The sequence below is a fragment of the Pseudomonas abyssi genome (assembly GCF_002307495.1).
Classification (GTDB): domain Bacteria; phylum Pseudomonadota; class Gammaproteobacteria; order Pseudomonadales; family Pseudomonadaceae; genus Halopseudomonas; species Halopseudomonas abyssi.
Genome location: NZ_NTMR01000002.1, coordinates 64968 through 91614, shown reverse-complemented (window position 1 = coordinate 91614; position 26647 = coordinate 64968). Strand labels below are relative to the sequence as shown.

Here is a 26647-nt window from a genome sequence, read left to right as displayed (position 1 = left end):
ATGCTCAATGCCTACCCCCTCAATGCTGTGCCGCTCAACGGCCTGGCGCCGAGCGGCGCGCCTGCGGCCACTGTCATCGAGCCTGGCAGCAGCTTCGCCTGGACTGTGACCGTCACCCTGGGTGGCGCGGACGTAAGCGACAAGCTACAGACCAGTATTCGCGTGGCGTGCCCGCGCGATGGCGACACCGTTGCTAGCTTCACCCTGTGGATGGATGACGCGCCTATCGATGTTGGAGCTCTGGCTGGGCAGGCGGTCACCGTGGATTTTCACGTCATGGGTGACCCGGTTGTCACTGCGCGGCTGTTCACTGGCTACCTTGTGCAGCCCGTGTTTGACGTCTTCACCCGCCAGCTCGCCTGCGAGGCTACAACACGCCTGGCGGATACTTTCGAGAGCATGGAGCTTGACCAGATAGACCTGCAGGTTGGTGGCTACTGGTCTCCGGATGTGTTTGAGGAGGTTGCCGGCCGCTCGCGCTGGGAGTACGCCCAAGAGCGAATTAGCACGCGGCAAGCCGGCCTTGGCGTGGACCGGCACGGCACGCCACGCATCACCCCTTGGCAGCCAGCGAGCATCAGCTATGAGTTTGCTGACGGCTCAGTGATGTACGGCTCGGTAGAGGTCTCGCTGGCAGTGCTGACCGATACCATCAACACCTATGAGCTGGAGCTGGACTACCGGTATACCCGGTACCGCCAGCGCAACCGCAACTACAGCTGGGAGCATCCGGACGCCCCGTTCACGGCCTGGAGAACGGACACCACCGAGCTGCCAGACGTGGACATGATTGTGCAGGCCACCGAGGCTGCAGGCTGGTTTGTGCGCAGCGCCAACTACACCCGGTTGCCGCCCACCAACACAGAGCTGAACCCGCCCTGGTACAACATCCACACGGATCTGCTGCTGGGCGCCGACTGGTCGGCGGCTATCCGCTGGACACAGCGGGCCGTCGAGCAGTATCGCCTAACCTTTGTGGTTGAGGCGGCTGTCGACGGCGTTGGGCCGGTAGTTGAGCGCGATCGCATTGTGCTGGACACCGACTCCGACAATGACAGGAACTGGGAGGGTTCGCGCCCAACCAGCCCGATCCTGAACAACGGCGACCCGCTTGAGTCGCTGCCTGTGCGAGATCAGGCGCGGTTAGATGCCGCCCTGCAGGTTGGCATTGCCCGCGCTGCTGCCTCGGTAATCAAGGCCCAGCGCGGCAACCTTGTGAGCTGGGATATCCCTTTGGCGCACGCGCTGGGTGTGGACGCTGGCCAAGGCCTGCGGCTGATAAATCGCAATGCCGTTGTTACCGGTGCGGCTGAACAAGTGATTGACGAGCTGAATCTGGAGACGGGCGCGGCCATTCGCACAATCGAGATCAGCACCAGCCGCGGCGCTGCGGATGCGATCAGCGATGCCCTGGCTATACCGGTGCCGCCCGAGTTTGTAGATGAACCGATGGTGCCGTCGCCGGGCGCGCTGCCCACGCAGCTGGGGTTTCGCAGCACTGCGCCGGAGTATGACGAAGAGCTGCCCGGCTTTGCTGGCAACTACTCGGTACCGGACGCCAACGAGAACACGCTGGAGCGCTACCCGCGCCGCTTTATCGTCGATACGCCAGAGATCCCTGCCAGCTGGCGAGACGAAATCACTGCAGAGCAGGCAGTGACCTATCGCCTTGCCCCGCCGATTGACCAGTTGGAGCTGTAACCATGAGCGCTACAGATGATCGCCGCCGGCGACTGCAGGGCAACCTGGAGGGTCGCAGGTCTGGGATTCAAAACAATTTGACCGCCCGTCAGCAATCCATGGCTGACCGCCTGGTGCAAACCCTGGCCGACAACCTAACCGAGCGTAAGCCGCCTCCCACGCTGCGGCGTGAAGAGCCTCGCGGGGCGATTGCGGCAGGGCGGGGCCGGGTAGAGCGCAACTACGAGCCAGAGCGCAACCCCGGCAGTGGCGGCGGCATCGCCAGCCCCCTGGAAGAGGTGAACTACGGCAGCCGGCTGTACCACACGAACGGCATACCCAGCACTGACGGCCTGTTTGTTTATCCGCTGCTGAGCCGGCTGCTGCTTGAGGATGCGGACGGCGCGCCGGTTGAAATCTATCTTGCGGGCACATCGGCGCCAACACCATGAGCACAGAAACAAATGCTCCGCTGTGGGGTTGCCCATGGCACGGCGTCGTGCGTCGTGAGTTTGTCACGCCACCACCGGGCGTTGGTGGTGATCAGTATCTCTCGGCTCAGCAAACCCTGACGCTGCCCGGTGGTGCGGAAATGCCGTGGCCGCCGAGTTCGGATATTGATCAGGCCAACATCGCCCACCACGGCACGGTGTTCATGCAGCGCCTGCCTGGTGCCGCCAAGCTCCCGGAAACCCCTGCAGAGCAAGCTGCGCAGGGGATGGTATGGCGTGACTATGCGCTCGTTGCTGGTGGTTTTCGGGGCGAGGTACATGGCAAGCATCTTGGCACCAGGGCTTGGTTCTACTGGGATGCCGATATGGGTTGGCCGTGGAAACTCAATTTGTCGGTGCAGCGAGTCAGCCCTGCAAACGCCTGGGACTTTGACGCTGTTGACTTGACGGTTAGCGCAGACCCGTCCGGATTTGTGCTCAAGCCTTGGGCTGGCCTGCAGAAAACAACGCGGCTAAATGTACAGCAAACGGCGGAGTTCTCCCGGGCTGGGTGGTCGAACGGCGGGTTTCGCTACTGCGTTGTTGGCGCGGTACCGGACGGCAGCAAAATCATCGTTGGGGTGTACAACGCCGGCAACAACTCGCTGCGAGAGAACGCAGCATCATTCTCGGTCAACGATGTCACGGCGCTGGGGTTCTGGCTGATCGAGGTGAGCGGCACCCCTTTTGCCGGAGGGGTCAACTTTAGTGTGCAGGCAACCGAGCTCGCCACCCGCAGCGAATGCCTTGGCAGCGTCAGCCACACGCCGATGCCCACTGGCTCGGTCACAACCAACGTGTATACGCCCAATGACCTGCAGGGCTTCAGGATCGATGCGCCCCCAGGGCCGTACCCGCAGCCCTCCAACACGCCGCTGCCGCTTGTCTCTAGGTCATTCTCGGTCACGGAGGAGGTCGGCCAGGAGACACGGATGCTGCTCGGCAAAGTGGTGGGGTATTGGTTTGATGCCAAGGGCACCCCGGCGCCGGTGGTCGTCAATCGCATCGCCACGCGCCAACGGGCCAGCACCTACACCGAGCAAATTCTGGATGACAGCTTGGTGATGGTGATCGACAGCGAGGGCGCAACAACCTACGCGGGTAGCGCCGAGGGCGAAGCCAGCAGGGTTATCACCGAGACCAACATTGATCAGATTGCTGTGACCTGGAACGGGCAAACACTCAATGAAGAGTGCCGACACACAAGGACGATCCGGTACGACTGGCACTACCAGGCGCAGGGCGGGTACTTCCCGCCGCCAGCAGCGCCCGACGCGGCGATTGTGACCTACACCGTTGTGGCAGAAAGCCCCGCAGGCCAGACGCAGCAAGGGCCGACTACGCAGCAGCTGGGCTCCGTCAGCGCGCCTGCCGGGTTGCCCGAAACTGCTGGCGAGTCAGCAGCCGCTGCATATGAGTGCACCCTGGACAGCTTCCCCACGCTGATCAGGTGGTGCGACATGGCCTTTGGTGTGGCGTGCAGGGTCAGCACCACCGAGATTGGCGTTTCACGGGTGCTCACCCCAAGCGGCGAGAAGGGCGCGGCGGGTGTTCACCCGGTAACAAACAAGTACGGCGCTTACCAGCCGGTCACGGGGCAAGTGCTGATGGCTCAACGGCACCCCGTCAGATTTACCTGAGGACATGAAATGCTCAACTTTGTTGATAACTGGCTGCGACCGCTTCAGCTCACGGTAGCCCAGGTTGAGGCCGAGCTGGATTTGCCTGACGGCCAGTACATCCTGACGGTTGCGGACAGCGAGACAGCGGCCACGCGCTGGGAGATCCTTGCCGCCATGGTCGAATCAGGCCAAGCCATGCTGCTGCGCGAGAGTGCCCAGGAGTGGGGCGCCGGCAGTGTTATTTACTGCTCCGTGAACAGCGCAATTCTGGCTCAGATTTTCTTGGGGCAGGAGGCGCTGGATAGCCGTGTTACCAATCTGGAAGGCGCCGGGTTGCAGCAGGTCTATGCCGCGCCTACCGGTAGTGACGTAACGCTCGACCCGGCAATGCCGTATTGGGCTACCGCGCCCGGCGCCGGTCTGGTGACCTTTAGCGCACCAGCAGACATGCCGGGTAGCAAGCGGCTAGAAAACACAGTCGAGGCAACGCTGTCCGCTGGCGGGCGCGTACGTATCGCCGGCAATGGCAGAGACATCATTGAGGCGCTGATACAGCCACACGCTGACATATCGGCCTCTCTGGGGCCTAGCAACGCCTACCTCGAACTCACAGCCTCGGCCACTGCCCGTGTCAGGCTCACTATCGCCGTGCGGGCTGGAGAGTACGCCGGCGGGGTTATCCGTCTTCAGCTGGCTGTAGATATCGTCGACCTGGCCTCATACGCGCAGCTTTCCTGAAACTCGCCATCAGAGAACTCCTCACATGACACCCGCAAACCTAGCCCTGCGCATCGACCAGGGCGCGACCTTTCGTGCGCTGCTGCGCCTGATGCAACCCAACCCCGTCTACAAACCCATCACCGGTATTGCCGCCACCGGCCCGGTGCGGCTCACCGTAGAGCACGGCCTGCCCGGCGACTGGCCTGTGTGGGTTGAGCATGTCCGCCAACTGCCCGAGGCCAACCGCGCCCCATTGCGGCAGCTGCCGCACATGGCCCAGGTGGTCACCGCCACAGAGCTTGACCTGCCCGGCATCAACGCCACCGGCACCCGGCCAGAAGGTGGCCAGCTGGTGTACCGCCCACCGCTGGACCTGACCGACGCCACCGCAGAGCTGCGTCTGTATGAGAAGGGGGCAGAGGTCGGCACGCTGCCGGTCACCGTTAACGCCGGCGGCTGGGTCGATCTGGAGCTGTCCGCAGCCGAAACCGCAGCTCTGGCCTGGCGTAGCCGTGAGTACGTGCTGGACGTGACCCTGCCGAACGGCGACGTGCTGCGAGCCTACACCGGCACCATCAATGTGGAAGTGGCCGGTGCGACTGCGGGGCAGGTGTGTCACGGCTTTGCCGTTGTTGGTGGCGATCGAGGCCCGGCTGGCCCGGCTGGCCAGGGAGTTGCTGCGGCGACCGTGGCCGAGAATGGCCACTTGATCCTCACCCTGCAGGACGGCACCGAGATTGACGCCGGTGTGATCGACCGGCCCTGGGGCACGATCCAAGGCGACATCACGCAGCAGCTGGACCTGATGCAGCGGCTTGGGCTCAAGGTCAATCAGGATACATACAGCGCATTTGTGGTCGCAACCGACAATGCGCTGGGTGACCGATACACCAAGACTGAATCTGATGGGCGATACGATGCGGCCGGCACAGCCAGCGGCGCGGTGGGCGCGCACGAAGCGACACCTGACCCGCACCCGCAGTACACGACCGCAGCGCAGGCAGCGGCGGCAGCGCCTGTGCAGAGTGTGCAGGGCCGCACCGGTGGCGTGGCGATAACCAAGGCTGACGTGGGCCTGAGTGCGGTGGACAATACCGCCGATGCGGACAAACCGGTCAGCACTGCGCAGGCCACTGCACTGGCAGGCAAGGCAGACGCAGTGCAGGACAACAAGGATATCCTGCTCGACCGCATTAACTTTAACCGTAATTGGATATATCCGTGGGGTGGGCGTGGAGTTGCAGTTTTTGGAGATTCTATAAGTCAGATGGCATTCAGTCGTGATGCGTACCGCAACAACTGGACTAACATTCTCAAGCGCTGCGTGAATGCCGAGTTCAACGCGTCCAGTTATGGGTTTGTGTCCCTATTACCCACTCTTGGCAGTGGCTCTACCGCATCTTACGAGATTCACTCTGTTGTACGCTCAGGAACTTGGACAGAATTAACAGCGGAGAATGCTGAGTGGAGTATCAGCGGTTTCGCCCTTGAATCGTCCACCCCTGCGAACACGCTGACTGTTACGGTGCCTTCATTCCAGAATTATTTCGGAGTGTGGTATCACGAATTTAGCGGTGGCGGCACGTTCGAGATTCTTGTCAATGGCGCTGTCAAAATGACCGTTGATACCGACGGCTCTGCCGGTTCCACTCGCACCAGCGGCCTGAACGGCGGTAGGCTGGATGTTGAGGATAACGGGCAGGGTTCGTGCGTAATCACGTTGCGGGTTGTGTCGGGTGCTGTCCGCTTAATTGGCATTAGTTACGAGAACGCAGAATACGATTTCCAGCTCAGCAACTTCTCGCAGAGCGGGCGTCGACTGCGTTACATCTCGCAAGAGGTTATTCAGAAAACGGTGCGCGGGAGCACTACGTTTATACTGGCGCTTGGGTATAACGACAATGCTACAGCGGAGTCTGATCCAGCATATCTAGCCGCCGTAAAACAGCGAATTGACTGGATTATCGAGGAGGCCAATACCTACGGCGTCCGCGTCCTTGTCCTCGACTTCCTGTGGCAGCGCGGTATTGACCGCGCTCTGCCGATAGAGCTGAAACGCTGCGCCGACTCAATCGCCGGCAGCTCCTACATCAAATTCGGCGACTACCTGAAAACAGACGGCAGTCTCGTCGATAGTTCGTGGCTTACGGATTCGATACGGTTGTTCGATGACTCCGCTCACCCAAATATCCTCGGTCACAAGCTGATCGGTGAAACAGTTGCGAAGAAGTTGCGGCTGTCTGTGAATAGTAAGCGGCAGGCGCTCGATTACTACGATTGGTGGATGCCTCTGAAGTTGCCGGGAGATATGCGCAATACGTTCACAAGCCCACTTCGTATTAGCGCAATGAAGCGCGTGGGGGATGTGCTATATGTCAGGCTATATCTGTACAACAACACAGTTGATAACTCGACAACAGCCGTGCCCTCCGGCACTTACGATATTTTAGCGGGGGCGGATCTGCCTGGCGATGTTTACGTTCCGGACACTACGTTCCATCCATTAGCGTGGAATACTGCGGATAATGAATCAGTAACGCCGTATTTCAGTGCTCTACTTGAGGCCAGGTTTGCGCGAAACGGGCTGCGCCTGATTGTTAAGAGCACGACAAAACGAAATATCGAAGGGGTTATTCCTGTTGCCGTATTCAGATCAGAAATAAACCCGTAGTTAGCAGCTGTCTGTCGATGCCGCCATGTGGCGGTTTTTTTGTGCCTGGAGAAAACATGACCTTGGATCAAATCCGGCGCGGCCCGATTGCGTCTGCGCTATCACTGCTGCCCGATCGCATGACCTCGCCGGCGGCTGAGGTGCAGATACTGGCTATCGGGCTACAGGAATCCCGGTTCGAGCACCGGCACCAGATCGGCGGGCCGGCGCACGGCTGGTGGCAGTTCGAGCTGGGCGGCGGTGTGCGCGGCGTGCTAACGCACCCGGCCAGTCGCGATCTGGCCAAGGGGCTGTGCGTTGCCCGCGGCGTAGCTCCGTCCTCGTCTGCTGCATTCGCCGCGCTCGAGCACGACGACATACTCGCCGCTGGCTTCGCTCGGCTGCTGCTCTGGACAGACCCCCGCCCGCTGCCTGCCATCGGCGAGGTGCAGGCCGCGTGGGACTACTACATCCGCAATTGGCGCCCCGGTAAGCCGCACCCAAAAACGTGGGCGCCGCTGTACGCGCAGGCCATTGAAGAGGTGCAGCATGCTGAGTAAATACAAGCTACTCGCCCAGATCGGCGGCGCTCTGGCGGCAGTGGCCGCCATGGTGTTGCTGGGGTTTGGGGTGGGGTGGAGCTGGCAGGGCGCAAACGGTGAGGCGGCGCTGGACCGGGCCAATACTGCGCACGCGAACACGCTGGGGGAGATTGCAAGGGCAGGGCAGCGACAGCTGCAGAAACAGCAGGAGCTGCTGGTGGCCGAGCGCGAGCGAATGCAGGCGCTGGATCAGAAATACTACGGGGAGTTGCAAGATGAAAAGGCTGATAATGAAAGGCTGCGGGGTATGTATGCTGGTGCTGACGCTGAGCGGCGCGAGCTGCGTATCCAAGTCAGAATTGCTCGCGCCGACGCTGTCGTGTCCGAAACCACAGGCGGCAGCGGCCTGGGCGATGTCGCCGCCCTCGAACTCAGTCCAGAAGCTGGATCAGCTGTTTGGGATATCCGAGCCGGAATGATTGAGGACCAGGCGAAGCTGCGGTATTTCCAGCAGCTGGAGCGGGAGCGGCAGGGCGCCGATTAAGGGGCAGGCCTGCACAGCCACGACTGCGCATACATCACCCCGTTAATTTCCTCGATCCCTGACAGCACCATGCCATTTGCTTGCATCGAATGCAGCTGGCAGTCCATCAGGTCGGGTAACGGCCCAGGCTCCTGCGGCCCAGCGCTGCCAGCAGTTCTGGCAACAACAGAAGAGCGCCCTTGCACGCAGCTTTCATGCTCAATTCGGATATTGCACTGCAGCCGCTCGCCTCGGCTGATCTGTTCGGGCTTGAGGGGGCGCCCCTTCACCCGCATGCGCGTCACGTAGAAAATCATGGCTACACCAATAAGCTGTATATTCGTACAGTTTATTGACGTGCCTATGGGTTGTGAAGATGGGATGAGGGCTTAGGACAAATTTAGGGCACTACGCACACCTTTACACGCCCTCGAGCGCCCTAGGAGTCAATGCGAACTCAGGCGCAGCGGGGTCTGCGCGGGTGCTGGGTTCATTCTCCGAGGGTTCGAATCCCTCGCTACGGCGTTAAATTCCAGGGAAAATCTTCCCCAAAACAGAACGCAAGTCTTTGATTTTAAAGGAGTGGATTAGCGCGCAAACCGCTGTTTATTTTTACAGTCGATTTGCGCCTAACCTGATGATTCAAAAGGGGAATTGGCGTTCTCTTGTGCGTCTCAGGCCTTTATGCCGTACAGGGTAATCATGGCTTACAGGCTCCTGATGAAGTCGCGGATGCGTTCGGCCGCTTCAATACACTCGTCCAGCGGGGCGACCAGCGCCATGCGGACCCGTCCGGCGCCGGGATTATAACCATCAATTTCCCGTGACAGGTAACGTCCGGGCACCACGGCGACATTCTGCTCGGCCAGCAGGCGGGTAGTGAAGGTCTCGTCGTCGATGGGTGTCTTGGGCCACAGGTAGAAACCGGCGTCGGGCCGTTCCACTTCCATCACGTCGCGGAGAATGGCAAGAACAGCGTCGAACTTGGCCTGATACTGGGCGCGGTTGTCGGCTACGTGGGCCTCGTCATTCCAGGCGGCGATGCTGGCGATCTGGCTGTGGATCGGCATAGCGCAGCCGTGGTAGGTGCGGTAGGTGAGATACGGCTTGAGCAGACTGGCGTCGCCGGCGACGAAGCCCGAGCGCAGCCCCGGCAGGTTGGAGCGCTTGGACAGGCTGTGGAACACCACGCAGCGGGCGTAGTCGTCACGGTCCATGCCGGCGCAGGCCTGCAGCAGACCGACCGGCGCGGGGCCGTCCGGGGCGTAGATTTCGCTGTAGCACTCGTCCGAGGCGATGACGAAGTCGTACTGGTCGGCCAGCTTGATCAACTGTTGCAGGGTGTCCAGTGGAATGACCGCGCCGGTCGGGTTGCCGGGCGTGCAGATAAATAGCAACTGGCAGCGCTGCCAGACGTCAGCCGGAACGGCGCTGAAATCCGGGATAAAACCGTTGCTGCCGTCGCAGGCCAGGTAGTGCGGCTCAACGCCAGCCAGAAATGCCGCCCCTTCGTAGATTTGGTAGAAGGGGTTGGGGCTGACCACCAAGCCCTGCGGGTCACGGGCGATCAGTGCCTGGGTAAAGGAAAACAGCGCTTCACGGGTGCCGTTGACCGGAATGACATTGCCGTTGATATCCAGGCTGCCGGCGCTTAGCGCAAAGCGTTTGGTCAGCCAGTCGGCGATGCTTTGGCGCAGCTCGGGCTTGCCCTGGGTGGTCGGGTAGACCGCCGCCTGGTTGAGGTTGTCGGCCAGCGCCTGCAGCACGAAGGGCGGTGACGGGTGCTTGGGCTCGCCGATTGACAGCGAGATCGGGCGCAGCGCCGGGTTGGGCGTGACGTCGGCGATCAGCGCGCGCAGCTTTTCAAAGGGGTAGGGCTGCAGGCGCTGCAGGTCGTGATTCATTCTGTGTCCTCAGGGGCCGATGGCAATGGGGCTGCTGTACTCCTGCGCGGTCGGCTGGGTACTGCTGAGTGTGTCGATAATGGTTTGCTGCAGACGCTCGCACAGTTGCGGGTCTGACAGCGCCTGATTGTTGGCGTCGGTAATGACGAACACGTCGTCGACGCGCTCGCCCAGGGTGACAATCTTGGCGTTCTGCACGCTGATATCGAAGTCCAGCAGAATGCGGCCCATGCGGGCCAGCAGGCCGGGACGGTCGGGTGCGCTCAGCTCAAGGATGGTGTGCTGCCCGCTCGGGTCGTTGGAGATGGTGACCTCGGGGGCAAAGGCAAAGTGCTTGAGCTGGCGCGGTACGCGGCGCTGGATGATGGTCGGGAAGGCGTCCGGATCGGAGAGGGCGTCGACCAGGTCGTGCTTGATCTGGCGGATGCGCTCCGGGTTGTCGCCGATGGAGCCGCCGTCGGAGTCGAGCACGATGTAGGTGTCCAGGCTGAACTGGCTGGTCGAGGTGATGATGCGAGCGTCCTGAATGCTCAGATTGAGCTGATCCATCGCCGACACGGTGGCCGCGAAGAGGTCGTTCTGCTCCGGGGTGTAAATGAAGATCTGAGTTGCGCCCTCAAACTCGCGCTGGGCCGTTTCCTTGATCAGTACCAGTGGGCTTTGGCGCTGGCCGTGCTGGGCAATGGCCTCGGTGTGCCAGGCTACGTCGCTGGCGGTGTGGCGCAGAAAATAGTCGTCACCCAGCTCGTCCCAGAGGGCTTCGGCGTCGTCTTCGTCCACGCCGTTGCGAACCAGGATGTCGAGTGCGGCCTGCTGCGTCTGGCGAATGTGCTCTTCGCGATCCGGCGGGTTGTCCAGGCCACGACGCAGGGCGCGCTTGGTCTCGGTGTAGAGCTGGCGCAGCAGCGATGCGCGCCAGGAGTTCCACAGCGTCGGGTTGGTGGCGTTGATGTCGGCGATGGTTAGCACATAGAGGTAGTCGAGTCGGACCTGATTGCCGACCTTGGTGGCAAAGTCGTGAATTTCCAGCGGGTCGGAAATGTCCTTGCGCTGGGCGGTGGTGGACATCAGCAGATGGTTTTCGACCAGCCAGCTGACCAGGTGGGTGTCCCAGGCCGGCAGGTGATGGCGTTGGCAGAACAGCTCGGCGTCGACCGCGCCCAGCTCCGAATGGTCGCCGCCGCGCCCTTTGGCGATGTCGTGATACAGCCCGGCCATATATAGCAGGTCCGGTTTGGGCAGGCGGCAGAAGATACGCCAGGCCAGCGGGTAGCGATCCTGGTATTCGGGCCAGCTTAACTTGCGCAGGTGCTTGATCAGATTCAGCGTGTGCGCATCGACCGTATAGATATGGAACAGGTCGTGCTGCATCTGGCCGACGATCTTGCCGAACTCGGGCAGGTAGCGGCCGAGAATGCCGTAGCGGTTCATGCGGCGCAGGTTGCGGTGAATGCCTTCCTTGCAGCGGAACAGCTCGATAAACAGGCTGGTGTTGCGGATGTCGCTGCGGAAAGCGTCGTCAATCAGGTGACGGTGATCACGCAGCAGGCGAATGCTGTCGGCGCGCACGCCGCGGATATCCGGGTTTTGCGCCATCAGCAGGAAAATCTCCAGAATGGCAAAGGGCGTGCGCTGGAAGACGTTCGGGTTGGTGACTTCGATGTAGTGGTTGCGTACCTGAAAGCGGCTGTTGAGCGGGCGGATGTCCGCGGCTTCGGCGTCACGCAGCAGGATCTCTTCAAAATGCTGCATCAGCAGGTCGTTCAACTCCGATAGCGACATTACCACCCGGTAGTACTTCTGCATGAAACGCTCGACCGCCAGTTTGCTGTCGGTGCCCTCGTAGCCCAGTAACTTGGCCAGCGCCCGCTGGTGATCGAACAGCAGGCGGTCTTCAGCGCGCCCGGCGAGGGTGTGCAGGGCGAAGCGAACCTTCCACAGGAAGGCGCGACCGGCCGCGAGAATGGTGTATTCCGGCTCGTTCAGAAAACCTTGCTGCACCAGCTCACGCAGGTCGTTGGTGCCAAAGTGGCGCAAGGCGACCCAGGCGATGGTCTGGATGTCACGCAGGCCGCCCGGAGAGCTTTTGACGTTGGGTTCGAGGTTGTATTCGGTATCGTTGAACTTGGCATGGCGTGCCTGCTGCTCGGCACGTTTGGCGCGGAAAAACTCGGCGTCGGTCCACATGTGGCTGGTGTCGATCGCCTGCATCATGTCCTGACGCAGTGCCTCGTCGCCCGCCAGCGTGCGCGATTCCATCAGGTTGGTGATGACAGTGATGTCGGCCGCCGCCTCCTGCTGGCACTCTTCAATGCTGCGCACACTCTGTCCGACTTCCAGGCCGATATCCCAAAGCAGCAGCAAAAAGGCTTCGATGGCGTCGCGGTAGGGTTCGACATCGCCCCGCAGCAGGATCAGCAGGTCGATGTCAGAGTGCGGGTGCAGCTCGCCGCGACCGTAGCCGCCGACCGCCAGCAAAGAGATGCCGGCGTCGCCAGCGCAGGGCAGACGCGCCCAGGCCTGTTGCAGAATCTGATCGGTAACCCAGGCACGTTCGTGGATCAGTTGATGAATGTCGCGGCCCTCGGCAAAACGCTGGGACAGCACGGTGTCAGCCTGACGTATGGCCTTTTTGAAGGCCGCGATCGGGCTGCTCTTGAGAGCCAGTTCGGCCTGAAACTGGCCGGGATCGAAAAGCGCGTCATCCATCATTTCAGTTCCTCGGCAGGTCGGTGTGGCCGGACAGCGAATCAGTTGCCTGTTAGCGGAAGGTCTCTTCGCTGCGCAGGGTCAGTACCTCGTAGCCGTCGGCGGTGACCAGAATGGTGTGCTCCCACTGCGCGGACAATTTGCGATCCTTGGTGATCGCAGTCCAATTATCTCCCAGCAGACGGGTTTCCGGGCGGCCCTGGTTGATCATTGGTTCGATGGTGAAGATCATGCCTTCCTGCATCTCCATACCGGTACCGGCGCGACCGTAGTGCAGGATCTGCGGGTCTTCGTGGAATACCTTGCCGATGCCGTGTCCGCAGTACTCGCGCACCACGCTGTAGCGATTGGCGTGGGCGTGTTCCTGAATGATGGCACCGATGTCACCCAGACGCGCGCCCGGGCGCACGACGGAAATACCCTTGTACATGCATTCCTGCGTGATGCGGGCCAGGCGTTCGGCCCACTCCGGCACCTCGCCGACCATGAACATCTTGCTGGTGTCGCCGTGATAGCCGTCCTTGATGACGGTAACGTCGATATTCAGCGAGTCGCCGCTCTTCAGCGGTTTGTCATTCGGAATGCCGTGACAGACCACATGGTTGAGCGAGGTGCAGATGGACTTGGGAAAGGGCATGCGGCCGGGGGCGCCGCCGTAGTTGAGGGGGGCGGGGATCGCTTGCTGAACGTTGACGATATAGTCATGGCAGATGCGATCCAGCTCGTCGGTGGTGACGCCAGGCTTGACGTGCTCGCCGATCATTTCCAGAACCTCGGCTGCCAGGCGGCCGGCGACCCGCATGCCGGCAATGTCTTCGGCGGTCTTGATGGTGACGGTCATGGCTGGACTCTCTCGATTGGGCGCCGGCTGGCGTTGGTGGAAAAACCCCGGATTCTATCAGACCTGCGGCCTGCTGTTGAACTGGCCGCTTGTCTGCGCCGCGCAGTCGATGCTTTCTTCGTCGGGGTTGATATGGTATAAAGCGCCCCGCTGAATGCAGAGCTGTAGGCTCGGCCAGCAAATCAAACTAAATCCGCACACGTATCGACACGGTATCCTGGGTGCCCTTTGGGGTTGGATGCTGGGATGCGTGGAGGCCCAACCCGACTTACTGGAGTTATCATGACCCAAGTCTCTATGCGCGACATGCTGAAGGCCGGTGCGCACTTCGGCCACCAGACCCGCTACTGGAACCCGAAAATGGGCAAGTTCATTTTCGGCGCTCGCAACAAGATTCACATCATCAACCTGGAAAAGACCATGCCGATGTTCCACGAAGCGCTGAGCTTTGTGGAAAAACTGGCTGCCGGCAAGAACAAGATCCTGTTCGTCGGCACCAAGCGCGCTGCCAGCAAGATCATTGCTGATGAAGCGGCTCGTGCTGGTCAGCCCTATGTTGATCACCGCTGGCTCGGCGGCATGCTGACCAACTACAAAACCATCCGTCAGTCCATCAAGCGTCTTCGCGACCTGGAAGTTCAGTCCCAGGACGGCACCTTCGCCAAACTGACCAAGAAGGAAGCGCTGATGCGCTCCCGTGATCTGGAAAAACTGGATCGCAGCCTGGGTGGTATCAAGGACATGGGCGGTCTGCCTGATGCCCTGTTCGTCATCGACGTTGAGCACGAGCGTATCGCTATCACCGAAGCCAACAAACTGGGTATTCCGGTTATCGGCATCGTTGATACCAACAGCAGCCCGGAAGGCGTTGACTACGTCATCCCCGGTAACGACGACGCCATCCGTGCCATCAAGCTGTACGCAGCTGCTGTTGCTGACGCTGTTCTGCGTGGCAAGAGCAACTCTGGCGCCGCTGACGAGTTCGTTGAAGAAGCTGCTCCGGAAGCTTCTGAAGGCTGAGGTGCATACGGCTGATGCAATGCCGTAGCAAAAAGGGGGCCTTGCCCCCTTTTTGCAATATGTTTACCGCAAGATGATTCGTTGCTTCCTGCTGTCAAACGGAAGCAGGAACTAATCCAGTTATGTGAGGAAGAGTCCATGGCAGAAATTACTGCAGCACTGGTCAAAGAACTGCGTGAGCGCACTGGTCAGGGCATGATGGAATGCAAGAAGGCACTGGTTGCCGCCGAAGGCGACATCGAGAAAGCCATTGACGACATGCGCGCTTCCGGCGCCATCAAGGCTGCCAAGAAAGCCGGCAACATCGCCGCTGAAGGCTCCATCGCCGTCAAGGTTGCTGCCGACAACAAGTCCGCCGTGATTATTGAGGTCAACTCCCAGACTGACTTCCTGGCTCTGCAGGAAGACTTCAAGGCGTTCGTTGCCGCCAGCCTGGACAAGGCATTTGAAGCGGGTTACACCGAAGCTGCCCCGCTGATCGCTGATCAGGAGTCGGCCCGTGAGGCGCTGGTTGCCAAGACGGGCGAGAACGTCAACATCCGTCGCCTGACTCGCGTTGAGGGTGATGTTGTTGGTGCCTACCTGCACGGTCACCGTATCGGTGTTGTTGTTACCCTGAACGGTGGTAACGAAGAGCTGGCTCGCGATATCGCCATGCACGTTGCTGCCAGCAACCCGCAATTCCTGGATGCCTCTCAGGTATCCGAAGAAGCGATCGCTAAAGAGAAGGAAATCTTCCTGGCGCTGAACGCTGACAAAATCGCTGGCAAGCCGGAAAACATTGTTGAAAACATGGTCAAGGGCCGTATCAACAAGTTCGTTTCCGAAGGCAGCCTGATCGAGCAGCCTTTCGTCAAGGATCCCGACCTGAAGGTGGGTGAGCTGGCCAAGAAAGCCGGTGCTGAAGTTGTTTCTTTCGTGCGTTTTGAAGTGGGTGAGGGCATCGAGCGTGCCGAAGCTGACTTTGCTGCCGAAGTTGCCGCTCAGCTGGCTGCTGCCAAGCAGTAATACGCTATAGTGCACGCTGACCGGTGCACCGCTTTCGCAATTATGCGGGGGCGACAAGGTTGATATGAGAGGCTTCCCGCGCAGGCGTGAAGCCTCTTTTTCAAGAAACACTGAACAAGTTCGCGCCGTTGTTGTCTGGTGCAACTCGTTGAGTGTTTCTCCATCCCCGAACAGGAGAGTCAAGCATGGCCCAGGTGCCCAGTAGCCGCCAACCCAAGTACAAGCGCATCCTTCTCAAACTTAGCGGTGAAGCCCTGATGGGGACCGAGGATTTCGGTATCGACCCCAAGGTGCTTGATCGCATGGCGCTGGAAGTCGGGCAGCTGATCGGTATCGGGGTGCAGGTCGGGCTGGTGATTGGTGGCGGTAACCTGTTCCGCGGCGCTGCGCTGAGCGCGGCGGGTATGGATCGGGTGACCGGTGATCACATGGGGATGCTGGCAACGGTCATGAACGCGCTGGCGATGCGTGATTCGCTGGAACGCTCCAATATTCAGACACGTGTCATGTCGGCCATCACCATGGAAGGCGTGACCGAGCATTATGATCGCCGCAAGGCAATGCGCTACCTGGCCGGTGGCGACGTGGTAATATTCTCCGCCGGTACGGGCAACCCCTTCTTCACCACGGATACCGCAGCCTGCCTGCGTGGCATCGAGGTCGATGCCGACCTGGTGCTTAAGGCAACCAAGGTTGATGGTGTTTACAACGCCGATCCGATGAAGGACCCCGATGCCGAGCGCTTTGAGAGTCTGACCTACGACCAGGTGCTGGACCTCAAGCTGGAAGTCATGGACCTGACGGCGATCTGCCTGATCCGTGACCACAATATGCCCCTGCGGGTGTTTAATATGAACAAGCCAGGTGCGTTGCTCAATGCAGTAGTCGGTAGCGCCGAAGGAACACTGATCGAGGGTTGAGTCAATGATCAACGAAATCAAGCAAGACGCGCAGGAGCGCATGAAGAAGTCCGTCGAAGCGCTGGAGCATGCCTTCGCCAAGATTCGTACCGGTCGCGCACACCCGGCCCTGCTGGACAGCATCATCGTGTCCTACTACGGCGCGGATACTCCGCTGCGTCAGGTGGCCAACGTTAACGTTGAAGACTCCCGTACCCTGGCCCTGAGCGTGTTTGACAAGGGCATGATCCAGGCGGTCGAGAAGGCCATCATGATGTCCGATCTGGGTCTGAACCCGGCCACCTCCGGCACCACGATCCGCGTACCCATGCCGGCGCTGACCGAGGAAACGCGCAAGGGCTACACCAAGCAGGCCCGCGCCGAGGCCGAGAATGGTCGTATCGCCGTACGTAATATTCGTCGCGATGCCCTGAGCCAGCTCAAGGATCTGCAGAAAGAAAAGGAAATCAGCGAGGACGAAGAGCGCCGCGCAGCTGATGACATCCAGAAGCTCACCGACAAGTTTGTTGCCGAGATTGAGAAAGTACTGGAAGTAAAAGAAAAGGACCTGATGGCCATCTAAGGCCATCAGCTGCAAGAGTACCGAATGAACATCACAAGTCCCGCTGGCAAGGATACCAATACGCCCCGTCACGTTGCGATCATCATGGATGGTAACAACCGCTGGGCGCGCAAGCGGTTGATGCCTGGTGTTGCCGGCCACAAGGCTGGCGTCGACGCGGTCAAGGCGATGATCGAGGTCTGCCTGGAAGACGGTGTAGAAGTGCTGACTTTGTTTGCCTTCTCCAGTGAAAACTGGCGCCGTCCCGAGGACGAAGTGGGTGCGCTGATGGAGCTGTTTCTCGGCGCGTTGCGTCGTGAGGTGCGCAAGCTCCGGGAAAACGGCGTGCGACTTCAGATTATTGGTGATCGCAGTCGGTTTGCCCCCGAGTTGCAAGCCGCAATGGAGCAGGCTGAACAGACCACTGCACAGAACAGTCGTCTGACCCTGGTGGTTGCAGCCAACTACGGTGGGCAGTGGGATATTGCCCAGGCAGCCCGCTCGCTGGCAGCAGAGGCTGTTCGCGGTGAGCGCTCCGTTGAGTCACTGACGGAAGAGGCGCTGGAGGCCCGCCTCAGCACCGCCAACCTGCCGCTGCCAGATTTGTGCATTCGCACTGGCGGCGAGAAACGCATCAGCAACTTCCTGTTATGGCAGCTGGCCTATGCCGAGCTGTATTTCTCCGACCTTTACTGGCCCGACTTCAAGCAGGCGGCCCTGCGTGAGGCGATGGCCGACTTTGCCGGTCGTCAACGCCGCTTTGGCAAAACCAGCGAACAGATTGCAACGGGGGCCTGATGCTCAAGCAACGGGTTATTACCGGCGTTATCCTGGCGATTGTGGCAATCGCCGGGTTTGTATCTCTGCAAGGTGCATGGTTTGCCTTGTTCGTTGGTGCCATCGTGGCGCTCGCGGCCTGGGAGTGGGCGCGGCTGTGCGGTGAGACTCGGCAGGGTGGTCGCATTGTCTACGCGGCGACCCTGGGGGTGTTCATGGTGGGGTTGTACCGTGATGCCTGGCCGATCATTTTCTTTGTTGGTCCGGCACTGGTCTGGTGGTGCATGGCCACGGTGATGATTCTGCGCTACCCCAACGGCAGCGGCCTGTGGCGTGGCAGCTTTGTGCGCCAGCTGTTCGGTCTGCTGATTCTGCTGCCGGCCTGGGCTGGTATCGTCTGGCTGCGCGCTCAGGAGCAGGGGTTGTGGATGTTGCTGGGGCTGGCCGTGCTGGTGTTCGGTGCCGATATCGGTGCCTACTTCAGCGGCAAACGTTTTGGTCGTAACAAGTTGCTGCCCAACGTCAGTCCGGGCAAGACCCGTGAGGGCCTTTTGGGTGGGCTGGTGGTCAGTTTGTCATTGGCACTGGCAGCCATGCTGTATCTGGGTTGGGGTTTTCCGTCGATCCTGCTGGGCCTGGTCGGCGCTGCGCTAGTGGTGTTGATCTCGGTTGTGGGTGATCTGACCGAAAGCCTGTTCAAGCGTGAAGAAGGTTTGAAGGACAGTAGTAATCTGCTGCCCGGGCATGGCGGCGTGCTGGATCGTATCGACAGTCTGGCGGCGGCTATTCCCATGTATGTGGCAGTCTGGCTGCTGCTTGGGAGTCGTCTGGCGTGACCCTGTCGGTTACCGTGCTGGGGGCAACCGGCTCTATTGGGGTCAGCACACTGGATGTGATTGCCCGTCATCCCGAGCGTTATCGGGTTTACGCACTGACTGGCCATAGCCGCATGGCGGAGCTGGCTGATCAATGTCGTCAGCACCGCCCGGACCGCGCCGTTGTCGCTACGAGCGAGCAGGCAGTGGCGCTGCAGCAGGTCTTGCGCGAGGCAGGCCTGCCTACTGAGGTGAGCTGGGGCGAGGATGCGCTGGCCGATGTGGCCTCCGTCGACGGTGTCGATGTGGTTATGGCTGCCATTGTCGGAGCAGCGGGTCTGCGGCCCACGCTGGCAGCCGCCCAGGCGGGCAAGCGGGTATTGCTCGCCAACAAGGAGGCGCTGGTCATGTCTGGCGCCCTATTCATGCGGGCCGTACACGCCTCCGGCGCCCAGTTGCTGCCCATCGACAGCGAACACAACGCGATCTTCCAGTGCATGCCGGGCAACTATGCCGACGGGCTCGCGCATGTCGGTGTACGCCGTATTCTGTTGACTGCCTCCGGCGGTCCTTTCCGTAATTTTTCGCAGGCTGAGCTGGCTCACGTGACGCCAGCTCAGGCCTGTGCCCATCCGAACTGGTCGATGGGGCAGAAGATTTCAGTCGACTCGGCCAGCATGATGAACAAGGGGCTGGAGCTGATTGAGGCCTGCTGGCTGTTTGATGCGCGCCCGGATCAGGTTGAGGTGGTTGTTCATCCGCAGAGCGTGGTGCACTCGCTGGTCGACTACGTCGACGGCTCGGTGCTGGCGCAGCTGGGTAATCCGGATATGCGCACTCCCATCGCCCATGCCCTGGCCTGGCCAGAACGCATCGATTCGGGGGTCAGTGCGCTGGATCTGTTGTTGACCGCTCGTCTGGATTTTGAGGCGCCGGACCCGGTCCGCTTCCCGTGTCTGCGCCTGGCGCGCGAGGCCGCGGCGGCCGGGGGGACCAGTTGTGCGGTGCTCAATGCCGCCAATGAAGTGGCGGTGCAGGCGTTTCTCGAGGGTCGAGTGGGCTTTACCGATATCCCTGTTATTATCGAGGACGCTCTGACGCAGTTGCCAGGCGAGTCGGTAAGTCATCTGGAGCACATTCTGTCAGCCGATCGGCTGGCTCGGGCTCACGCGCAGCGCTGGGTGCGCGCGCGGAGCCTGTCGATCACCTTGTGAGGTACTGAATGGATCTGCTGTCTACGTTGCTGGCCACGGTGGTTGCCCTGGGGCTGCTGGTGACCATTCATGAATACGGCCATTTTTGGGTGGCCCGCCGCTGCGGTATCAAGGTGCTGCGTTTCTCCATCGGGTTTGGGCCGGCGCTGCTGCGTTGGCACGACCGCAAGGGCACTGAATATGCCATCGCCGCCATCCCACTGGGCGGCTACGTCAAAATGCTGGATGAGCGCGAGGCCCCGGTCGCCGAGCATGAGCTGGATCAGGCCTTCAATCGCAAGACCGTCAAGCAGCGTATCGCGGTAGTAGCCGCCGGTCCTATTGCCAATTTTCTGCTCGCTATCGTGGCTTTCTGGATTGTCGCTGTGGTGGGTTTTAGTACCGTTGCTCCTGTGCTTGGCCCTGTGCCTGCAGGTACCCCGGCCGCCGAGGCGGGTTTGCGCTCCGGCCTGGAGTTGACCGGCGTTGATGGCACGCAGATCCGCAGCTGGCAGGACGTCAACCTGCAGTTGATTCGCCGGCTTGGTGAAAGCGGCACGCTGGAAGTGACAGCCAAGCCCTTTGAAAGCGGCGCCGAGACCCGCTACCAACTGCGGCTGGACGACTGGCTCAAAGGCGTTGAGGAACCGGACCCGATGGCGGCGCTGGGCTTGACCAGTTGGCAGCCGCAGATCCCGCCGCGTCTTGGGCAAGTCGCCAGTGACGGGGCTGCCGCCGAGGCTGGCCTGCAGCCGGGAGATCTGATTCTGGCGATCGACGGTGAGCCGGTTAGTGACTGGCTGACCGAGGTGGTACCGACGATTCAGGCGAGCGCGCAACAAACCCTCACTATTCTGGTCGAACGCGACGGTGAACAGGTGGAGCTGGCGTTGACGCCGCGCCCCAAGCCGGCCAATGACGTTGTCGTCGGTTATGTGGGTGCTGGTGTCGAAGGGGTGGAAATGCCGGCACACATGCAGCGTCAGATCAGCTACAACCCCTTGGTGGCGATACCGGTAGCGGTGACCAAGACCTGGGAAATGACGGCGTTGACGCTGGACTCGCTGAAGAAAATGCTGACCGGGCTGGTCTCGGCAAAAAACTTGAGTGGCCCGATAACCATTGCTAAAGTGGCGGGCGCCTCGGCCAAGTCGGGGCTGGAAAGTTTTCTCAGTTTTATCGCGTACTTGAGTATCAGTCTCGGGGTGTTGAACCTTTTGCCGATACCGGTTCTGGATGGCGGCCACCTGGTTTACTACGTGGCCGAGTGGATCAGGGGCAAGCCTCTTTCCGAGCGAATTCAGACATGGGGGCTGCAGATCGGGTTAAGCCTGATTGTTGGCGTCATGCTGTTTGCCATTTATAACGATATCAGTCGCCTTGGTGGCTGACGCGTGCACTGCCTGAATACGAGCTGCCAGCGTGCAGATTAAGATTACAATCAGCTGAATCAGAACGGATTTCATGAAACGTTACCTATTGCCTGCGCTGTTCTCGATGTTTATGGCGCAGGGCGCCTTTGCAGATGCCTTCCAGATTTCCGATATCCGCGTCAACGGCCTGCAGAGGGTGTCTGCCGGTAGCGTGTTTACCTCCCTGCCGCTGAATATTGGTGATGAAGTGGATGACCAGGAGCTGGTGGAGGCGACGCGCTCGCTGTTCCGCACCGGCTTTTTCCAGGACATCCAGCTGGGCCGTGACGGTAACGTGCTGGTTATCAACGTGGTTGAGCGCCCGTCTATTTCGTCCATCGAGCTCGAAGGCAACAAGGCGATCAAGAGCGAAGATCTGTTGACCGGTCTGAGCGCTGCCGGCCTGGCCGAAGGTGAGATCTTCCAGCGCGCCACGCTGGAAGGGGTGCGCAACGAACTGCTGCGTCAGTATGTGTCGCAGGGGCGTTACTCTGCCGACATCGAAGCCCAGGTGATTCCTGAACCGCGCAACCGTGTCGCGCTGAAAATTGTCATTGATGAGGGCTCTGTTGCCGCGATTTCCCACATCAACGTTGTGGGCAACACCGTCTTCCCAACCGAAGACCTGGTAGACCTGTTCGAGCTGAAAACCAGTGGTTGGCTGTCCTTCCTGCGCAATGACGACAAGTACTCGCGCGAGAAGCTGTCTGGCGACCTTGAGCGTCTGCGCTCCTATTACCTGGACCGTGGCTACATCAACATGGATGTCGCCTCCACTCAGGTAGCCATTACCCCCGACAAGAAGCACGTCTATGTGACCGTCAACATCAACGAAGGCGAGCGTTACAGCATTCGAGATGTCAGTCTGTCGGGTGACCTGATCGTCGATGAATCTGAAGTACGCCGTCTGATGCTGGTCGAGCCGGGCCAGATTTTTTCTCGTCAGGTGATGACCTCCACGTCTGATCTGATCAGCCGCCGCCTGGGTAACGAGGGCTACACCTTCGCCAGCGTCAACGGCATTCCGGAAATTCACGAAGACGACAAGACCGTCTCGGTTACCTTCTACGTTGATCCGGGCAAGCGCGCCTATGTCAACCGCATCAACTTCCGTGGCAACACCAAGACCGAAGACCAGGTGCTGCGTCGCGAGATGCGCCAGATGGAAGGGGGCTGGGCGTCAACCTATCTGATCGACCAGTCCAAGACACGTCTTGAGCGTCTGGGCTTCTTCAAGGAAGTCAACGTCGAGACCGTGCCGGTGCCTGGCGCGGACGACCTGATCGACGTCAACTATGCGGTAGAAGAGCAGCCTTCCGGTTCCGTGACTGCCAGCCTTGGTTTCTCCCAGAGCTCGGGTATCATCCTCGGCGGCTCGATCAGCCAGAACAACTTCTTCGGGACCGGTAACCGTGTAAGCATCGGCGCCAACCGCTCCGACTACCAGACCTCGCTGTCCTTCGGCTTCATGGACCCCTATTTCACCGTCGACGGTTTGAGCTTTGGCTACAACGCCTTCTACCGCACCACCGACTACGACGAGCTGGACGTTGACGTCACCAGTTACGCCGTAGACTCCTACGGTGCAGGCTTCAATTTCGGCTACCCGATCAGTGACACCTCGCGCATCTCTTTCGGTATGAGCGCGCAGCACGACAAGATCAAGAGCGGTGTCTACACCGTGCAGGAGATCCTGGACTTCCTGAACAACGAAGGTGATAACTTCACCAACCTGTTCTTCGACACATCCTGGTCGCAGAGCACGCTCAACCGTGGTGTCTTCCCGGACCGTGGTTACTCGCAGAACGTCTCCTGGCATGTGACTGTCCCGGGCAGCGATCTTGAGTTCTACACCCTGGACTACAAGGCACAGCGCTTCTTCCCGATGAGCGAAGATCTGACCCTGCGTCTGCACACCGACCTGGGCTTTGGTCGCGGGCTGGGCGGCACCGACCAGATGCCGTTCTATGAGCATTACTACGCTGGCGGTATCGGCTCAGTACGTGGCTTCGAAGACGGCACCCTCGGGCCGAAGAGTACGCCCAATGCAGCCGACCCGGACCAGGATTCGCTGCCCTTCGGCGGTAACATCAAGATCACCGGTGGCGCTGAAGTGGTATTCCCTGCGCCCTTCGTGAAGGATCAGCGTTCGCTGCGTACCGCTCTGTTCTTCGATGTGGGTAACGTATACGATACCCAGTGCACGCGGAAGACGACCGTTGAGGGCGACAAGAACCCGGGTTGTGGTGAAGTCGACCTTGGCGAGCTGCGCTACAGTGTCGGCGTGGGCCTGTCCTGGTTGACCGCACTGGGCCCGCTGGGCTTCAGTCTGGCCATGCCGCTGAACAGCGACTCGGCTGACGACACCCAGGTGTTCCAGTTCACCCTTGGTCAGAGTTTCTGACGCAATCCAAACACTATCGAGCAATCGTAATCAGGAGTATCAGAGTGGGTAAGTTTACGCGTGTGGCAGTGATGTCACTGCTGGCCATGGCCAGCTTCCAGGTGTCCGCCGAGATGAAGATCGCTGTTCTCGACTATCAAATGGCGTTGCTGGAATCCGACGCGGCCAAGAAGTACTCCGTTGATGCCGAGCAGCAGTTTGGCTCGCAGCTGCAACGTGTGAAGAATCTGGAAGCCGAAGCCAAACGTCTGCAAGAGCGCCTGCAGCGCGATGGCGAGCAACTGAGCCAAAGTGAGGCGGAGAAGCTGGATCTCGAGTTCCGCCAAAAGGCTCGTGAGTTCCAGGTTGCCTCGCGCGAGCTGAACGAAGCCAAGGCTCAGTCTGATCGTCAAATGCTTGAAGCCCTCAAGCCCAAGCTGGATTCGGCGGTAGAAGCGGTGCTGAGCGCAGGCGGTTACGATCTGGTGCTGGATCGCGGCGGTGTTGTTGACGTCAAGCCGCAGTTCGATATCACCCGCCAGGTTATCGAGCGTCTGAACAGCAGCCGCTGATGAGTGCTGATCAATTTCTGTCCCTTGCGCGCCTGGCTGAAGAGCTCGGCGCGCAACTCGTTGGGGACCCGCAAACCGAGATTACCGGTCTGGCTACCCTGCAGGATGCCGGTCCAGGCGAGCTGGCGTTTCTGGCCAACGCCCAGTACCGCAAATACCTGGCCGATAGTCGGGCCAGTGCCGTGCTGCTCACGGCGCAGGATGCCGAGGGTTTTGCCGGTAACGCGCTGATTGTTGCTGACCCTTACCTCACCTACGCACGCCTGTCGCATCGGTTTGATCGCAAGCCGCGCGCCGCCGCTGGTATTCACCCCAGCGCCGTTGTCGCAGCGAGCGCGCAGGTCGACGTCAGTGCCAATATCGGTCCTGGGGTGGTGGTCGAGGAGGGCGCGGTCATCGAAGCCGGGGTGAGCGTCGGTGCACAGTGTTTTGTCGGCGCCCGCTCGCGGATCGGCGCGGGCGGCTGGCTGGCGCCGCGGGTAACCCTGTATCACGATGTCAGTATTGGCGAGCGCGTAGTGATTCAATCCGGCGCGGTAATCGGCTCGGAAGGGTTCGGTTTTGCCAATCAGGGCGGTACCTGGCAGAAAATTGCGCAGATTGGTGGCGTGCGCATCGGGGACGATGTTGAGATCGGTGCCAATACCACCATTGACCGCGGCGCGCTCGCGGACACGCTGATCGGAAATGGGGTCAAGCTGGACAACCAGATTCAGATCGCGCACAACGTACAGATCGGCGATCACACGGCCATGGCGGCGTGCGTTGGTATTTCCGGCAGCACTCGTATCGGTCGTCACTGCATGATCGCCGGCGGTGTCGGCATGGTCGGGCATATCGAGGTCTGCGACAATGTGTTCGTCAGCGGCATGACCATGGTGACGCGCTCCATTACCGAGCCGGGTGCCTATTCGTCCGGTACGGCCATGCAGCCCGCCGGAGACTGGAAGAAGAGCGCGGCACGTATTCGCCAGCTCGATGGCATGGCCAAACGTCTCCAGCAGTTGGAGAAACAACTCGAACAGGTGACTCAGGCGTCTTCTGACTCATCAAACGCCTGACCGGCGCCCCGGCATGGGGCGCCTTTATTATTTTCAGCAAGGCCAGCAATCCATGGATATCAACGAAATCAAAGAGTACCTGCCCCACCGTTACCCCTTCCTGCTGGTGGACCGGGTGCTGGAGCTGGATCTTGAGAACAAGCAGATTCGTGCCTACAAGAACGTCTCGGTCAACGAACCCTTCTTCAACGGTCACTTTCCCCAGCACCCGATCATGCCGGGTGTGCTGATCATCGAAGCGATGGCTCAGGCTGCAGGCCTGCTGGGCTTCAAGATGATGGGCGTGAAACCGGCGGATGGCACCCTTTATTATTTCGTCGGCTCCGACAAGCTGCGCTTCCGTCAACCGGTGGTCCCGGGTGATCAACTGCAGCTGGAAGCGACCTACCTGAGCGACAGACGTGGCATCTGGAAATTTGCCTGCCGTGCTACTGTGGATGGTAAGGAAGCCTGCTCGGCCGAGATCATTTGTGCGGAACGCAAGATATGAGTCGTATTCACCCTCTGGCGATTGTTGACCCCGCTGCGCGGTTGGCCGATGACGTCGAGGTAGGTCCCTGGAGTTTGATTGGCCCGGACGTCGAGATCGGCGCCGGCACCCGCGTGGCTTCACATGTGGTGATCAAGGGGCCGACCACCATCGGACGCAATAACCGGATTTTCCAGTTTGCTTCGGTGGGTGAGGAGTGTCAGGACAAAAAGTATGCCGGCGAGCCTACCCGGCTGGTGATCGGCGACAACAACGTCATCCGTGAAGGCTGCACCCTGCATCGCGGCACCGTGCAGGACGCAGGCGTTACTCGTATCGGCAGCAACAACCTGCTAATGGCCTATGTCCATGTGGCGCACGACTGTGTCGTCGGCGACAACATCATCATGGCCAACAACGCGACGATTGCCGGCCATGTGCATATCGGTGATGGCGCCATCCTGGGTGGCTACACCACGGTGCATCAGTTCTGCCACATCGGCTCCTTTGCCATGAGCGCCGCCAATAGCGCGGTATTCAAGGATATCCCCGCCTTTGTCATGGTGGGCGGCAACCCGGCCAGCGCCCACGGCATGAACTTCGAGGGCATGCGCCGGCGCGGTTACTCGGCGGAGCTGATCAGTGCACTGCGTCGGGCCTACAAGGTGGTCTACCGTCAGGGTCTGACCACAGCCCAGGCAATGGCCGAGCTGGCCGAGACAGCCGAGCAGTTCCCTGAAGTGGCGCTGTATTGCACGTCAATCAGCGAGTCGACCCGCGGCATTACCCGCTGA

The 26647-nt window shown here is 60.4% G+C and carries 24 protein-coding genes; 20 read left to right on the top strand and 4 right to left on the bottom strand.

The genetic code is table 11. The annotated features are described in order from the left end of the window. The 7 genes from CNQ84_RS00540 to CNQ84_RS00510 are packed head-to-tail and all read left to right on the top strand — an operon-like array spanning position 1 to position 8249. Complete coding sequence (locus tag CNQ84_RS00540) at positions 1-1701, top strand: hypothetical protein (RefSeq protein ID WP_096002978.1); 1701 nt, start codon at positions 1-3, stop codon at positions 1699-1701. A 2-nt stretch (positions 1702-1703) separates the two neighbouring features. Beyond that, complete coding sequence (locus tag CNQ84_RS00535; protein ID WP_096002977.1) at positions 1704-2132, top strand: hypothetical protein; 429 nt, start codon at positions 1704-1706, stop codon at positions 2130-2132. Beyond that, positions 2129-3811: a hypothetical protein gene (locus CNQ84_RS00530; protein WP_133065852.1), complete on the top strand. Its 1683-nt coding sequence runs from the start codon at positions 2129-2131 to the stop codon at positions 3809-3811. Before CNQ84_RS00535 ends, CNQ84_RS00530 begins: the two co-directional genes overlap by 4 nt. A gap of 9 nt (positions 3812-3820) precedes the next feature. Further along, entirely contained in the window at positions 3821-4531 is a 711-nt protein-coding gene (locus CNQ84_RS00525) for a hypothetical protein (protein ID WP_096002975.1), read from the top strand. A gap of 25 nt (positions 4532-4556) precedes the next feature. Then, positions 4557-7184, top strand: coding sequence for an SGNH/GDSL hydrolase family protein (locus CNQ84_RS20575; protein WP_174704233.1), 2628 nt, complete (start codon positions 4557-4559; stop codon positions 7182-7184). Positions 7185-7240: 56 nt separating this feature from the next. After that, positions 7241-7723, top strand: a complete 483-nt coding sequence (locus CNQ84_RS00515; protein WP_096002974.1) for a hypothetical protein — start codon at positions 7241-7243, stop codon at positions 7721-7723. Next, complete coding sequence (locus CNQ84_RS00510; RefSeq protein ID WP_217350039.1) at positions 7713-8249, top strand: lysis system i-spanin subunit Rz; 537 nt, start codon at positions 7713-7715, stop codon at positions 8247-8249. Before CNQ84_RS00515 ends, CNQ84_RS00510 begins: the two co-directional genes overlap by 11 nt. Here the strand turns inward: CNQ84_RS00510 and CNQ84_RS00505 are convergent. The 4 genes from CNQ84_RS00505 to map form a co-directional block, all read right to left on the bottom strand. Then, entirely contained in the window at positions 8246-8545 is a 300-nt protein-coding gene (locus tag CNQ84_RS00505; RefSeq protein WP_096002973.1) for a hypothetical protein, read from the bottom strand. The genes CNQ84_RS00510 and CNQ84_RS00505 overlap by 4 nt on opposite strands. A gap of 390 nt (positions 8546-8935) precedes the next feature. After that, positions 8936-10132, bottom strand: a complete 1197-nt coding sequence (dapC, locus tag CNQ84_RS00500) for a succinyldiaminopimelate transaminase (RefSeq protein WP_096002972.1) — start codon at positions 10130-10132, stop codon at positions 8936-8938. A 9-nt stretch (positions 10133-10141) separates the two neighbouring features. Continuing rightward, the gene (locus tag CNQ84_RS00495) at positions 10142-12841 is read right to left on the bottom strand and encodes a [protein-PII] uridylyltransferase (RefSeq protein ID WP_245841183.1); all 2700 of its coding nucleotides are present in this window, start codon (positions 12839-12841) and stop codon (positions 10142-10144) included. A gap of 52 nt (positions 12842-12893) precedes the next feature. Then, a complete protein-coding gene (gene map, locus CNQ84_RS00490; RefSeq protein ID WP_096002970.1) occupies positions 12894-13682 on the bottom strand; it encodes a type I methionyl aminopeptidase in 789 nt (262 codons plus the stop codon). A gap of 282 nt (positions 13683-13964) precedes the next feature. Here map and rpsB point away from each other — a divergent pair, with 282 nt between their 5' ends. The 13 genes from rpsB (at position 13965) to lpxA (ending at position 26647) form a co-directional block, all read left to right on the top strand. Beyond that, positions 13965-14702 carry a 30S ribosomal protein S2 gene (rpsB, locus tag CNQ84_RS00485; protein ID WP_096002969.1) on the top strand — a complete coding sequence of 246 codons (738 nt, stop codon included), beginning with the start codon at positions 13965-13967 and terminating at the stop codon, positions 14700-14702. A gap of 138 nt (positions 14703-14840) precedes the next feature. After that, a complete protein-coding gene (gene tsf, locus CNQ84_RS00480; protein ID WP_096002968.1) occupies positions 14841-15710 on the top strand; it encodes a translation elongation factor Ts in 870 nt (289 codons plus the stop codon). Between the two features lie 185 nt (positions 15711-15895). Continuing rightward, positions 15896-16630: a UMP kinase gene (gene pyrH, locus CNQ84_RS00475; RefSeq protein WP_096002967.1), complete on the top strand. Its 735-nt coding sequence runs from the start codon at positions 15896-15898 to the stop codon at positions 16628-16630. A gap of 4 nt (positions 16631-16634) precedes the next feature. Further along, positions 16635-17192 (top strand): ribosome recycling factor, encoded by a 558-nt coding sequence (frr, locus tag CNQ84_RS00470; protein WP_083724557.1) that lies wholly within the window; start codon positions 16635-16637, stop codon positions 17190-17192. A 24-nt stretch (positions 17193-17216) separates the two neighbouring features. Continuing rightward, complete coding sequence (gene uppS / locus CNQ84_RS00465; protein ID WP_096002966.1) at positions 17217-17969, top strand: polyprenyl diphosphate synthase; 753 nt, start codon at positions 17217-17219, stop codon at positions 17967-17969. Then, the gene (locus tag CNQ84_RS00460; protein ID WP_096002965.1) at positions 17969-18784 is read left to right on the top strand and encodes a phosphatidate cytidylyltransferase; all 816 of its coding nucleotides are present in this window, start codon (positions 17969-17971) and stop codon (positions 18782-18784) included. Before uppS ends, CNQ84_RS00460 begins: the two co-directional genes overlap by 1 nt. Then, positions 18781-19977 (top strand): 1-deoxy-D-xylulose-5-phosphate reductoisomerase, encoded by a 1197-nt coding sequence (ispC, locus tag CNQ84_RS00455; RefSeq protein ID WP_096002964.1) that lies wholly within the window; start codon positions 18781-18783, stop codon positions 19975-19977. The genes CNQ84_RS00460 and ispC overlap by 4 nt, the downstream gene beginning before the upstream one ends. Before the next feature lie 8 nt (positions 19978-19985). Next, a complete protein-coding gene (gene rseP, locus CNQ84_RS00450; protein ID WP_096002963.1) occupies positions 19986-21347 on the top strand; it encodes an RIP metalloprotease RseP in 1362 nt (453 codons plus the stop codon). 73 nt (positions 21348-21420) lie between these two features. Next, positions 21421-23772: an outer membrane protein assembly factor BamA gene (gene bamA / locus CNQ84_RS00445; protein ID WP_096002962.1), complete on the top strand. Its 2352-nt coding sequence runs from the start codon at positions 21421-21423 to the stop codon at positions 23770-23772. Between the two features lie 71 nt (positions 23773-23843). Then, complete coding sequence (locus CNQ84_RS00440) at positions 23844-24323, top strand: OmpH/Skp family outer membrane protein (RefSeq protein ID WP_425439939.1); 480 nt, start codon at positions 23844-23846, stop codon at positions 24321-24323. Next, entirely contained in the window at positions 24323-25384 is a 1062-nt protein-coding gene (lpxD, locus tag CNQ84_RS00435; RefSeq protein WP_096002960.1) for a UDP-3-O-(3-hydroxymyristoyl)glucosamine N-acyltransferase, read from the top strand. The genes CNQ84_RS00440 and lpxD overlap by 1 nt, the downstream gene beginning before the upstream one ends. A 52-nt stretch (positions 25385-25436) precedes the next feature. Then, positions 25437-25874 carry a 3-hydroxyacyl-ACP dehydratase FabZ gene (fabZ, locus tag CNQ84_RS00430; RefSeq protein ID WP_096003331.1) on the top strand — a complete coding sequence of 146 codons (438 nt, stop codon included), beginning with the start codon at positions 25437-25439 and terminating at the stop codon, positions 25872-25874. Beyond that, positions 25871-26647 (top strand): acyl-ACP--UDP-N-acetylglucosamine O-acyltransferase, encoded by a 777-nt coding sequence (gene lpxA / locus CNQ84_RS00425; RefSeq protein WP_096002959.1) that lies wholly within the window; start codon positions 25871-25873, stop codon positions 26645-26647. The genes fabZ and lpxA overlap by 4 nt, the downstream gene beginning before the upstream one ends.